A 13,061-nucleotide genomic window follows, 5' to 3' on the forward strand; every position below is an offset into this window, starting at 1 on the left:
AGATGACTTCGACCAACCGTCGTCAGGTGTTGCGGATCGCGGGGGCGGCGATCGCAGCCGGCTTTGCCGTATCGGCCGCCCAGGCACAGTCGCAGGACAAGATCCGCATCGGCTATGCGATCTCGAAGACCGGCCCCTATGCCGGCGGCGCCGGCATCACCACGCTGCCCAACTATCAGCTCTGGGTGAAGGACGTGAACGCGGCCGGCGGCATCAAGCTCGGCGACAAGCGCCTGCCGGTCGAGATCGTCGAATATGACGACCGCAGCTCGTCGGAAGAAGCGGTGAAGGCGATCGAACGCCTCGCCAATCAGGACAAGGTCGACTTCATCCTGTCGCCCTGGGGCACCGGTCTCAACCTCGCGGTCGGTCCGACTCTCAACCGGCTCGGCTATCCGCATCTCGCGGTGACGTCGGTGACCGACAAGGCGCCGGAGCTCGCCAAGCGCTGGGCCAATGCCACCTTCTGGCTCGGCACCTCGGCGCAGATTTCCAATGCGCTCGCCGAGCTGCTCGGCAAGCTCAAGAGCGAGGACAAGATCGGCGGCACCGTCGCGATGGTCAGCGTCGCCGACCAGTTCGGTATCGAGCTCGCTGCGGCGGGGCGCGAGGCCTTCAAGAAGGCCGGGCTGACGGTGGCCTATGACAAGACCTATCCGATGGGGTCGCAGGATCTGCAGCCGCTGCTCAAGGATGCGATCGCGACAAACGCGGACGCCTTCATCGCCTTCAGCTATCCGCCGGATACGATCGGGCTGACCGAGCAGGCGCAGCTGCTCAAGTACAATCCGAAGATCTTCTACGTCGGCGTCGGCACAGCGTTTCCCCTGTTCAAGGCCAAGTTCGGCGCGGGCAGCGACGGCGTCATGGGCATCGGCGGCTGGAACGCCGACGCCGTACCGCTGAAGGACTATCTCGCCCGTCACAAGGCGGCGACCGGGCAGGAGCCGGACCGCTGGGCGAGCCCGATTACCTATGCGAGCCTGCAGGTTCTGCAGCAGGCCGTGGAGAAGGTCGGCAAGGTCGATCGCGCCGCTGTCGCCAAGGAGATCCGCGAAGGGACCTTCGACACCATCATCGGCAAGGTGAAGCTGAAGGACGGCCTGCTGCAGGAGGTCTGGAGCGTCGGTCAGTGGCAGAACGGCGAGTTCTATGCGCTGGCGCCGGCCTCGCTGCCTGGTGCACGCGCGGCGGTCGTGCCGAAGCCTGAATGGAAATAGCCGAAACGATGTCGTGAGCTCGAGGGCGCGCGCGATCCGGCGCGCGTCCGCGGGCCTCGCGCAAGAGGCGCCCGTCACATGCTGATGTTCGACATCCTGCTGCCCGGCCTCGTGCTGGGGGGCATGTATGCACTGATCGCGCTCGGGCTCACGCTGCAATATGGCGTGGCGCGCATCATGAACCTGTCCTATGGCGAGTCGCTGGTGGCGGCCGCCTTCGGTACGCTGTCGCTCTATTCTGGCCTGCAACTGAGCCCGCTGTTGGCGCTGCTGCTCGCGATGCCCGCCGCGGGACTGCTGAACTGGCTGCTCTACAGGCTGTTGCTGCAGCGCCTGATCCGCCGCGGCAAGGACGCCGGCGCGCAAGAGGTTGACAGCATCCTCGTCACCTTCGGCGTGCTGTTCGTGATCCAGGGCGTCATGCTGGTGGCCTTCGGCGGGCAGTATTACAGCTATAGCTATCTCTCCATTCCCGTGACGGTGCTCGGCTCGACGCTCGCGGTGAACCGGCTGGTCGCGCTCGGCTTCGCCGCGCTGATCGGCACCGGCGTCTATCTCGCGCTGACGCGGACAAGGATCGGCACAGCCGTGCGTGCCGTCGCGGTCGATGCCAATGCCGCGCGGCTGGTCGGCATCGATGTCGCTTGGCTCGCAGGCTTGGCGTTTGCGTTCGGCGGTGGACTGGTTGCGGCCGGCGGCGTGCTGGTCAGCATGTTCCTCACCTTCAATGCCTCGATGGGCGTCGTGTTCACGATGAAGGCGCTGGTGGTGGTGATCATGGGCGGCGTCGGCAACGTCATGGGCGCGCTGGCCGCAGGGCTACTGCTCGGCGTCGTCGAGACCGCGGTGGCGCGGCTGGTCGATCCCGGGCTGACCTTGGCGGCGACGTTTGCGATGTTTCTCGCCGTGCTGCTGATCCGGCCGACCGGGCTGTTCGGAAAGGCGGCGTCGTGATCAGCCCCGGCAAGATTCTCGCCTGGTGCATCGGGCTCGTCGGCGTTGCCGCGGCAGTTGCGCTGCCGCTCTACGCCAACGGCTACTATCTCGCGCTCGGCATCAGCATTCTCTATTTCACCGTGCTGGCAACCGCCTGGGCAATGTTCTCCGGACCGACCCGCTACGTCTCGCTGGCGACGGCTGCGTTCTTCGGCATCGGCGCCTATACGGCGGCGGTGACGGGCGAGACGCTGAGCTGGCCGCTGCAACTGATGACCGCTGGGGGTGTCGGCGCTGTCGTCGCGGCCATCACCGGCCTGTCGACGCTGCGGCTGTCCGGCATCTACTTCATCATCTTCTCGTTCGGCCTCGCCGAGCTGATCCGCCAGCTCGTGATCTGGTACGAGGTCAACATCCACAAATCCGTTGGCCGCTATCTGTTCAGCGACATCACCCAGGAGATGCTGTACTGGCAGCTCTGCGCGCTGACGGCGCTGGTCTTCCTCGCCGGCTTTCTGCTGACGCGCTCGCGCTATGGCCTCGCGCTGCGCGCGATCGGCGCCGACGAGACCGCCGCGCGCCATTCCGGCATCGATGCGACCGCGGTGAAGCTCGGAGTCTTCATCCTCAGCGCGGTGTTCATGTCGGTGACCGGCGCAATCATGGCACCGCGCTGGACCTATATCGATCCGGCGATCGCGTTCAACCCGATGATCTCGTTCCAGGTCGTGATCATGGCGCTGCTCGGCGGCGCAGGATCGCTGATCGGCCCGGTGCTCGGCGTCATCCCGCTGGTGCTGCTGTTCGAGGTGCTGACCGCGGCGCTGCCCAATCATTTCAGCATCGTGCTCGGCCTCATCTTCATCGGCATCGTGATGGCGCTGCCGCGCGGTGTGATCGGCCTCGTCGACAGCACCTGGCGGCGGGAGCGCCGGGTCGTGCCCGCGAAGCCCGAGCAGGACGGTCGGCCGCTGCTCGTTGCGGAGGCCGTCGGCAAATCCTTCGGCGGCCTGCGCGCCGTCGACAGCGTGGGCCTTGACGTCCGCGCGGGCGAGATCCTCGGCGTGATCGGTCCCAACGGCTCCGGCAAGACGACGCTGCTCAACATGCTCTCGGGCGCGCTCGTGCCCTCGGCCGGCACGATTCGCTTCGGTGGCATCGTCATCAGCGGTCTTGCGGCACACCGGATTGCGCGGCTTGGCGTCGCCCGCACCTTCCAGTTGGTGCGGGTGATGCCGGACCTGACGGTCGCCGAGAATGTCGCGGCGGCGGCGTTGTTCCGCACGCGCCAGACCGGTGCGGCCGCAGAATCGATCCATGAGCTGCTCGCCCTGGTCGGCCTCGATGGCATGGCGGAGATGCCGGCGGGCGACCTCACTTACATCGACCAGAAGCGGCTGGAGTTGGCCCGCGCGCTGGCGCTGCATCCGCGTCTTGTGCTGCTCGACGAATGGCTGGCTGGGCTCAATCCGACCGAGCTGGAGACCGGCATCGAGCTGATCGCCTCGCTGCGCGACCGCGGCATCACCATCGTGATGGTCGAGCATGTGATGGATGCGATCCGCGCGCTGTGCGACCGCTGCGTGGTTATGAGCGCGGGCGTCGTGATCGCGCGCGGCACGCCGGACGAGGTGCTCGCCGATCCCGCGGTGATCACAGCCTATCTCGGAGAGCCCGATGCTTGAGATCAAGCGGCTGTCGCACGCCTATGGCAAGCACCAGGCGCTCACCGATGTCGCGCTCGAGGTCGCGCGCGGCGAGATCGTCGCCATCCTCGGCGCCAATGGCGCCGGCAAGTCGACGCTGCTGAAGGCGATCGCGGGACTGATCCAGCCGTCGCCCGGAGCCGTGATCCGGCTCGGCGGGACGGACATCGGCTCGCTCGCGCCGCATCTGATCGTCGAGCGCGGCATCGCGCTGGTCCCGGAAGGCCGCGGCGTGTTCGGCGATCTCACCGTCGCCGAGAACCTCCAGCTCGGCGCTTATCCTTCGCGCGCCCGCGACGGCGAGGCCGCGCGGCTCGCGCACGTGCTCGCGTTGTTTCCGCGCCTCACCGAGCGCATGGGGCAGGCGGTGCGCACCATGAGTGGCGGCGAGCAGCAGATGGTCGCGATCGGCCGCGCACTGATGTCGCGGCCCGATTTGCTGCTGCTCGACGAGCCGTCGCTCGGCCTGTCGCCGCTCTTGAGCCGCGAGGTGTTCCGCGCGCTGAGGACGATCCGCGGCGATGGCGTCGGCATCCTGATGGTCGAGCAGAACGCGCGCGCCAGCCTCGACATCGCCGACCGCGTCTACCTGATCGAGCAGGGGCGCAACGCCGGCCGGGGGCCGGCGTCCGAGATGAAGAACAATCCCGACATCCAGCGCGCCTATCTCGGCCAGTCGCGCGCGCCGGCTTCCGCAACCGTAACAACCCGATCGACCTAGGAGCGCCCCATGAACGCGATCAATCTCCTGATTGGCGGCAAGGACCAGTCCGCCACCAACCAGCGCACCTTCCAGCGGCTCAATCCGATCAGCGGCGAGATCGCAACCATCGTTGCGGCGGCGTCGATCGATGACGCGCTGCGCGCCGCCGATGCCGCCGCGGCGGCATTTCCGGCGTGGTCCCGGCTCGGCCCGGGCGAGCGCCGCAAGCGGCTCAATGCGGCTGCGGATGCGCTGGCGCGCAACGCCCCGGAGTTCATCGCGCTGATGATGGCCGAGACCGGCGCCACGGCGGGCTGGGCCGGCTTCAACGTGCATCTCGCCGAGGGCATGCTGCGCGAGGCCGCGGCGATGACGACGCAGATCGCGGGCGAGGTGATCCCGACCGACGTGCCCGACAACATTGCGCTGGCGCATCGCCAGCCGGTCGGCGTCGTGCTCGGCATCGCCCCGTGGAATGCGCCGGTCATCCTCGGTGTCCGCTCGGTGGCGATGCCGCTCGCCTGCGGCAACACCGTGGTGCTGAAGGCCTCGGAGATGAGCCCGGGCGTGCACCGGCTGATCGGCGCGTGTCTGGCCGAAGGCGGTCTCGGCGACGGCGTCGTCAACGTCGTCACCAATGCGCCCGAGGATGCGCAGGCGGTGGTCGAGGCGCTGATCGCCCATCCCGCGATCCGGCGCGTCAACTTCACCGGCTCGACCCGCGTCGGCCGTCTCATCGCCATCGCCTGTGCCAGGCATCTGAAGCGCGCGCTGCTCGAGCTCGGCGGCAAGGCGCCGCTGGTCATTCTCGACGATGCCGATCTCGACGCCGCGGTGAATGCCGCCGCGTTCGGCGCCTTCATGAACCAGGGCCAGATCTGCATGTCGACCGAGCGCATCGTGGTCGACGACAAGGTGGCGGATGAATTCGTCGCAAAGTTCGCCGCCAAGGCCAACAGCCTGCCTTACGGCGATCCGCGCAAGGGCGATGTGGTGCTGGGCTCGCTGGTCAGCGCCGCCGCCTGCGACCGTGTCGGCGGCCTGATCGAGGACGCGGTGGCCAAGGGCGCCGTGTTGGCCGCCGGCGGCCGCGGCAGCGGCACGATCATGCCCGCGACCATCGTCGATCACGTCACGCCGGCGATGCGCATCTATGGCGAGGAGAGCTTTGGCCCGGTGGTGACGATCGTGCGCGTCAGCGGCGTCGACGAGGCCGTGCGCGTCGCCAACGACACCGAATATGGTCTGTCGTCGGCGGTGTTCGGCCGCGACATCGCCCGCGCGATCGGCGTCGCCAAGCGCATCGAGTCCGGCATCTGCCACGTCAACGCGCCGACGGTGCATGACGAGCCGCAGATGCCGTTCGGCGGCGTCAAGGCCTCCGGCTATGGCCGCTTCGGCGGCAAGGCCGCGATCGACGAGTTCACCGAGCTGCGCTGGATCACGGTGCAGACCGGCGAACGGCACTATCCATTCTGAGACGGCGTTTGCGGCCCGGCCCTGGCGCATCGTCGGATGCAGCCAGAGCCGGTTGCGTTCCGCGCGGCCATGCGCGGCAGCTTTTCGATATGTGTCGATGGTGCGAGGCGCGATCGAAATTCACGTTGTAGCTCCGCTGGTTGCGGCAGACAGGCGCGCTACTTTAAAGAAATTCCAACGGTTTTAGATCGATTCAGTTTGCTGCGGCCCTTCTCTTGCCGGACGTTCGGATCATCACGTGCAACGTCGATGAAGAAGGGTGGGTTCGAGCGCATGCGGCTGTGGGTTCAGGTTCACACGTGGACGTCGCTGATCAGCATGATCTTTCTGCTGATGCTGTGCCTGACCGGGCTTCCGCTGATCTTCCATGACGAGATCGATCATCTCTTCGAGGACGAGATCGCCGCGCCGGCGATGCCGGCCGACACGCCGCTGCTGCCGCTCGACCGCCTGATCGCGGCGGCCAAGCAGCAATTGCCGGAGCAGCATGCGCTGTTCGTGAGCCTGAAGCAGGCGGAGCCGCTGATCGTGGTCGCGATGTCGCCGACCGCCATTCCGGTGCCCGGGCAGTTTCATCGCCTCACCGTGGATGCGCGGACCGGCGTCGTTCTCGGCGAGGAGGCGCCGCATCAGGACGTCATGGACGTGATCCTGCGCATCCACCGCGACATGTTCACCGGCCTGCCGGGCGAGCTCTTTCTCGGACTGATGGGACTGGTGTTCGCGGCCTCCATCGTCTCGGGCGTCGTCGTCTACTGGCCGTTCATGCGGCGACTGCAGTTCGGCACCGTGCGGGATCGCTCGGCTCGGCTGAAATGGCTCGACCTGCACAATCTGCTCGGCATCGTCACGGTGAGCTGGGCGCTCGCGGTCGGCTTGACCGGCACCATCAACACGCTTGCCGTGCCGCTGTTCGATCTCTGGCGCGCGAAGACCATGCCGGCGCTGCTCGCGCCCTATCGGGGCAAGCCGCTGGCGGAAGCAAAATCGATCGAGGCCGCCGTTGGCGCCGTCCGCACCGCGTTTCCGGACCGGCTGGTGACGTCCATCACACTGCCGACGACGACGCGGTTCGGCAGCCCGCAGCATCTGATGATCTGGACCAAGGGCCGCACGCCGTTCACTGCGCGCATGTTCAAGCCGGTCCTGGTCGATGCCCAGGACAGCAGCAAGATGGTCGCGCCCGAGCTCGCCTGGTATCTCACCGCGCTGCAGGTGTCGCGGCCGCTGCACTTCGGTGATTACGGCGGACTGCCGCTGAAGATCATCTGGGCCGTTCTCGATGTCATCACGATCATCGTGCTGTGCAGCGGACTCTATCTGTGGGCCGCCAAGCGCTGGGGCTTCCGCAGGAAGGTGTCCGGCGTCGTTAGGTCGGCAGCGCCTGCGGTGGTGTCGCCATGAGCTCCTCGGCCGCATCGGCGACGCCATCTGCCCGCGTCGCGCAACTCTCGACCTGGCAGGTGTTTCGTGCGCCGCTGCTGATCGGCCTGGTCGCCGCAGCCGGGCTCGCCTTCGGACTGTTCGGCGACGGGCTCTGGGACGGCCTGTGCTGGCTCGGACTGTCGATTCCGATTCTGCTGTCGCTCGCATACGGCACGAAACTAAGCCGCGGCGCGAAGGCCGGAGCGCAAGGCGCTCGGGCCCGGACGCAGGATCTGCCGCTCTGAGCGCTGACGTCCGCCGTCGGTCGGCGGAACATACCCCGCATCATTGACCTCGATCCGCGCTGCTGGACGATGCGCCAGGCGCGATGACCCTGATGCGCTCGGCCGGCCAACGATCCCACGCATCTCTTCTCTCACGCGTCCTCTCGCGCGCGGCGCCTCATTGCGATGGCAGCGCGCTGCGTCGGCGGCGCGTGATCGGTCTCGTGCAGCGAGCGCCGACGCGAGCGGCGTCGCTCCGCCCTGGAAACAAACAGATACAATGGTCCCGGTGCTTTCTTCGATCTGCGCGCGGCGCGGCGGAGATGTGGCGCATTTGAAAGAAAAGATTGATTCAAAAGTGGCAATGTGATTAGTTATCATCGTATGATTGATCGAAATTATTTCGATGAGTTCGAGACGATCGGTGTCGTGAGTTGTATCAGCCGACGCGATCGCATCGCTCTTCCCCGCGACATGCGCTTCTTTTGAAGGCTTCAAAGAAGCGGAGGGAAAAGAATCTCGTAGTAGCGACAATCTGTTGAGCCGATCGATTCGGCGAAGATGTCGCTCGTTAGACGAGTTCTACGTCGCGCGGCGCCATCCTCAAATACCTGTGTGTTAGGACCACCGACGAGCCGAGTTGGAACTTGGAATGATCGGGGTGTCAGGATGGTCTGTCGCATTTGGGATAAAGACGTTGGATTGACGATGTCGTTGGGACTTGTGAGCTCATTGGCGCTCACGCTGAATGTCGGAGGCGTTCAATCGGCCTTCGCGCAGACCAAGCTCCCCGATGTGACCGTCGACGCGCCGAAGCCGAAAGTCCGGCAGACCGCTTCGAGACCGCAGACGACCGCGACGCGGACCGCTCAGCAGCGCCGCGTCGCTCCGCGCAACCTGCCGCCGACCGCCCCGGTGGCCTATGTGACGCCGTCGACGGGTACGATCGGCGCGCCGCCGTCGCCCTATGCCGGCGGCCAGGTCGCGAGCGGCGGCGGCCTTGGGCTGCTGGGCAACCGCGGGGTGATGAACACGCCGTTCAATCAGACGAGCTTCACATCGCAACTGATCCAGAACCAGCAGGCGCGCACGATCCGCGACGTGCTGATCAATGATCCCTCGGTGCGCACGATCCAAGCCGCCGGCGGCGGCGCCGACAGCCTGTTCATCCGCGGCTTCTACTACGACAGCGGTGACTACGCCCTGAACGGGCTGGCCGGAATCGCGCCATATTATTCGACGGGCGCCAATTTCATCGAACGGGTCGAATTGCTGAAGGGGCCCGCGGCTCTGCTCAACGGCATGACGGTCGGCGGCACTGGCGCCTCAAGCGGCGGCGCGGTCGGCGGTAGCGTCAATCTCGTCACCAAGCACGCGCTCGACACCGACATCACGCAGCTAACGGCGACCTATGCGTCCAAGACGCAATTCGGCGAGCAGATCGACGTCGGCCGTCGCTATGGCGAGCACAAGGAGTGGGGCGTCCGGCTGAACAGCAAGTATTCGAACGGCGATACCCCCTGGAACCGGCAGACCGACGAGTTCGGCAATGCCCACCTCGCCGTCGACTATCATGGCGAGAATGTCCGAATCGATGCCGATGTCGGCTATCAGGCGGACAAGCTGAATCCGCCGCTGCGATTCTTCGGCGTGGGCGCTGGGGTCACCAGCATTCCCTCGCCGCCGTCGTCCGGCACCAATTTCCAGGTGCCGTGGGCGTATTATGCGCCAACCGACTTCTTCTCGACGGTGAAAGGCGAGGTCGATCTCAACGATCGCATCACCGCCTATGCCGGATTCGGCTATCACGACAGCAACATCAACTACCGCTATCCATCGCCGGTGCTCTCGAGCAATGCTGGCCTGTTGTCCGGGACTCCGGGAACGGGAAGCGAGACGTACAAGACGTACGCCGGGGAGGCTGGCCTGCGCATGACGGCCGATACCGGCCCGATCAACCATGCCGTCAATGTCGGCTATTCCATCACCGACCGCACCTATACCCAGCAGGTGGTCTCCGGCAAGATGCCCAACTGGAGCCTTTACAGCGAGCCGACCAACATCGCGTTGCCAAGCTTTGCGACGCTCCAGGCCAATCAGACCGTCGGCGCCAATCTCTGGAGCATCGGCGTCTCCGACACGATGTCGCTGCTGAACAAGCGGATTCAACTGACCGTCGGTGTGCGCAGACAAACCGCGGGAACGGAAGTCACGAATCTCGTTACTCCGGCATCGAGCCGCCCCTTCGAGGACACCTCGGTGTGGACGCCAGCCTATGCACTCGTGGTCAAGCCCGTCGAGTTTGTGTCGCTTTATGCCAATTACATCGAAGGCCTGCAGACCCCGACCGTCGTCGCCGCCGGCTATGCCAACAGCGGCACGGTCTTCCCGCCAGGGCAGACCAAGCAGGTCGAGACCGGCATCAAGGTCGACTTCGGCCGAATCACGACCACCGTCAGCGCCTTCGATATCTCGCGCCCGAGCGTGATTACCACGAGTTCAGGGGGAGTCTTGACTCAAGAGCTGAATGGCCGGCAGCGCAATACGGGGGCCGAGTTCAACGTGTTCGGCGAGGTCACGCCGACGCTGCGGCTGCTAGGGGGCGTCGCGTATATTCACGGCGTGCAGGAGAAGACCTCGGGCGGCCTGACTGACGGCAAGCGGGCGATCGGCGTGCCCGAGCTCACCGTGAATCTCGGCGCCGAGTGGGATACACCGTTCGTGCGGGATCTGACGCTGACGGGGCGGGTCGTCTACACCGGTGCACAATATGTCGACGCGGCCAACAAACTCTCGCTGCCGGATTGGACACGCGTCGACCTGGGCGCCCGCTACACCTTCACCTCGCCCTGGAACGGCAAGCCGATCGTGCTGCGGGCGAGCGTCGAGAATGTCTTCGACAAGGCGTATTGGGCGTCGGCCTATAGCGGTGTGATCACCCTGGGGGCGCCGCGCACCTATCTCGTTTCCACGACGTTCAATTTCTAGGACGTCGATACGCGTTGGCGATGATGGGGCCGCCGCACGGCCGTTGTGCGGCGGCCTTGTTAGTCTGAGCGATGCGGACGGCGTTCAATTCCAATCTGATGAAAATTTGCGTAGCTCATCGATTGCGTCGAGGCGTGATCATCTCCGCGGTGACAAAGCGGTCGGGTCAGCAAATCATCTAGTTGGAGCCGATACATCCTCGTGTTGAATCGTCACCTGCGTGTCACCTTGGAGAGATTAAAAACTTCGATCGGCGGTATCCTTTTGACTGTCATTATCAACTGCATTACTCGTAGTTCATCAACGTCGATTGTTAGTAGGAGTAGCCGGGCATGATGATCTTCGACAGAGATGACGTCACCTTCACCGTCGTCGTGAATCACGAAGAACAATATTCGATCTGGCCGACCTTCAAGGACATCCCGAACGGGTGGACGGCCGTCGGCGTGACCGGAAGCAAGAAGGAGTGTCTGGACCATATCGAGCAGGTATGGACCGACATGCGGCCGCTCTCGCTGCGGAAATTCATGCAGGAGAACGCGCAGGCTTCTGCCGAATCCTGAAGCGAAGGAGGCTGGCTGCCATGCGGCTGATCTGTTTGCCCTATGCCGGCGGCAGCGCCATGGTCTATGCGCGCTGGAGGAGAGGTCTTCCGTCCTGGATCGAGGTCCTGCCGCTGGAGCTGCCAGGACGGGGCGCGCGGATGGATGAGCCACTGCAAACGGATGCGACGGCGTTGGTCGATCAGCTCGCGTCCGAACTGATCGGGACGCCGTTGGCGGAGCCTTACGTCCTGTTCGGGCACAGCCTCGGCGGCTTGCTCGCCTTCGAGCTCGCGCACAGGCTGCTCGCGCTCGGCGCGCCAAGGCCGCAGATGCTGCTCGTGTCCGGAACGGAAGCGCCTGCCGTGCGCGACGGCAGCCGCTGGCGCGAGCCGCTCGGTGACGCCGCATTGCGCGAGGAGCTTCTCAGGCTGAACGGCACGCCGCCGGAGGCGTTGCAGAGCATGGAGATCATGCGCGGCACACTGCCGATCCTGCGGGCCGATTTCTTGATGTGCGGGAACTACGTCTATCGGCGGCGCCGGCCCTTGCCGTGTCCGCTGCACGTGTTCGGCGGAGATCTCGACGAGACGCGTGCCGAGGCACTGGAGGCATGGCGGGCCGAGACCTCCGGCACGTTCGGCCGCGACATGCTGCCGGGCGACCATTTCTTCATCCACAGCCAGCAGGCGGATCTGCTGAAGCTTGTTGCCGCATTGCTGGTACGTCGGGCATGGCCGGAGCTCGCCGTTGCTCGCGCGGGGCCTTGAGCGGCGCGCCGAAAGCAGGACCCAGCCGGGAAGCTGAAATCGACGGGAGACGGGGAGAGGTCATGTTCGCGATACAATCTAAAATAGAACAAGAATCATTGCCGTTCCTTCTGCGGGCCAGCCGCACGCAGCAGCCGCTGATGGAGGCCGTCAGCGAGGTCCGCGACATGGTCGAGCGCCAGCTCTACGCGTGCGGCGGAATTCTCTTCCGTGGCTTCCATCTCGACGGCGCCGAGGCGTTCAGGAGCTTCGCCGCGAGCTTCGGCCATCCGCTGCTGTCCTATGAATTCGGCTCGACGCCCCGATCGCAGGTCAGCGCCGGCGTCTACACCTCGACCGAATATCCGCCGCACCAGAGCATCCCGCTGCACAACGAGCAGGCCTATACGCGCGACTGGCCGATGAAGATCTGGTTCTATTGCGAGCAGGCGGCACAGCAGGGCGGCGAGACGCCGGTCGCCGACAGCCGGTCGATCCATCGCGACATGCCGGCCGCGATACGTAACCGCTTCGCCGAGCGGGGCGTCATGTATGTCCGCAACTATGGCAGCGGACTCGACGTCGACTGGCGGCAGGTGTTCGGCACCGGGTCGAAGGCCGAGGTCGAGGCCTATTGCGCCTCCCATGCGATCGCCTGCGAATGGAAGGATGGCGACGAGCTGCGGACGCGGCAGGTCTGCCAGGGGACGGCGGTGCATCCCGTGACCGGGGACATGGTGTGGTTCAATCAGGCGCATCTGTTCCACGTCTCCAGCCTCGCGCCCGAGGTGCGGGAAAGTCTTCTCGACATCGTTGGTGATCCGCTCGAGCTGCCGCGCAATGCGTTCTACGGCGACGGCTCGCCGATCGAGGATGAGACGCTGGCCACGGTCAGAGCCGTGCTCGACCGGCACAAGATCGTCTTTCCCTGGCAGACCGGCGACGTCGTCATGCTCGACAACATGCTGACGGCGCACGCGCGCGAGCCGTTCAAGGGGCCGCGCAGGGTGATCGTCGCGATGGCGCAAGCCCATCGCGTGAATTGAGCCTGCGCGATCGATCCTCACATTGTTATCGGACCTTCGGAAG

11 protein-coding genes are annotated in these 13,061 nt (G+C 65.5%); all 11 read left to right on the plus strand.

All coding sequences use genetic code 11. The features are described 5' to 3' along the window. Positions 1-2 precede the first annotated feature (2 nt). The 11 genes from QX121_RS13835 (at position 3) to QX121_RS13885 (ending at position 13,018) form a co-directional block, all read left to right on the plus strand. Positions 3-1,220 carry an amino acid ABC transporter substrate-binding protein gene (locus QX121_RS13835; protein ID WP_315812213.1) on the plus strand — a complete coding sequence of 406 codons (1,218 nt, stop codon included), beginning with the start codon at positions 3-5 and terminating at the stop codon, positions 1,218-1,220. A gap of 78 nt (positions 1,221-1,298) precedes the next feature. Next, entirely contained in the window at positions 1,299-2,174 is an 876-nt protein-coding gene (locus QX121_RS13840; RefSeq protein WP_315812214.1) for a branched-chain amino acid ABC transporter permease, read from the plus strand. Then, positions 2,171-3,841: a branched-chain amino acid ABC transporter ATP-binding protein/permease gene (locus QX121_RS13845; protein WP_315812215.1), complete on the plus strand. Its 1,671-nt coding sequence runs from the start codon at positions 2,171-2,173 to the stop codon at positions 3,839-3,841. The genes QX121_RS13840 and QX121_RS13845 overlap by 4 nt, the downstream gene beginning before the upstream one ends. Beyond that, positions 3,834-4,583 (plus strand): ABC transporter ATP-binding protein, encoded by a 750-nt coding sequence (locus tag QX121_RS13850; RefSeq protein WP_315812216.1) that lies wholly within the window; start codon positions 3,834-3,836, stop codon positions 4,581-4,583. Before QX121_RS13845 ends, QX121_RS13850 begins: the two co-directional genes overlap by 8 nt. A 9-nt stretch (positions 4,584-4,592) precedes the next feature. After that, the gene (locus QX121_RS13855) at positions 4,593-6,044 is read left to right on the plus strand and encodes an aldehyde dehydrogenase (RefSeq protein WP_315812217.1); all 1,452 of its coding nucleotides are present in this window, start codon (positions 4,593-4,595) and stop codon (positions 6,042-6,044) included. Positions 6,045-6,317: 273 nt separating this feature from the next. Then, on the plus strand, positions 6,318-7,448 hold the full coding sequence (locus tag QX121_RS13860; RefSeq protein ID WP_315812338.1) for a PepSY-associated TM helix domain-containing protein: 1,131 nt from the start codon (positions 6,318-6,320) through the stop codon (positions 7,446-7,448). Continuing rightward, positions 7,445-7,714: a hypothetical protein gene (locus tag QX121_RS13865; protein WP_315812218.1), complete on the plus strand. Its 270-nt coding sequence runs from the start codon at positions 7,445-7,447 to the stop codon at positions 7,712-7,714. The genes QX121_RS13860 and QX121_RS13865 overlap by 4 nt, the downstream gene beginning before the upstream one ends. Before the next feature lie 687 nt (positions 7,715-8,401). Then, complete coding sequence (locus tag QX121_RS13870) at positions 8,402-10,681, plus strand: TonB-dependent receptor (protein WP_315812219.1); 2,280 nt, start codon at positions 8,402-8,404, stop codon at positions 10,679-10,681. 332 nt (positions 10,682-11,013) lie between these two features. After that, positions 11,014-11,244 (plus strand): MbtH family protein, encoded by a 231-nt coding sequence (locus QX121_RS13875; protein WP_315781226.1) that lies wholly within the window; start codon positions 11,014-11,016, stop codon positions 11,242-11,244. 20 nt (positions 11,245-11,264) lie between these two features. After that, entirely contained in the window at positions 11,265-11,993 is a 729-nt protein-coding gene (locus QX121_RS13880) for a thioesterase II family protein (RefSeq protein WP_315812220.1), read from the plus strand. 98 nt (positions 11,994-12,091) lie between these two features. Further along, complete coding sequence (locus tag QX121_RS13885) at positions 12,092-13,018, plus strand: TauD/TfdA family dioxygenase (protein WP_315776988.1); 927 nt, start codon at positions 12,092-12,094, stop codon at positions 13,016-13,018. The last annotated feature ends 43 nt before the right edge of the window (positions 13,019-13,061 follow it).

This window comes from Bradyrhizobium sp. SZCCHNR2028 (assembly GCF_032380995.1).
Taxonomy (GTDB): domain Bacteria; phylum Pseudomonadota; class Alphaproteobacteria; order Rhizobiales; family Xanthobacteraceae; genus Bradyrhizobium.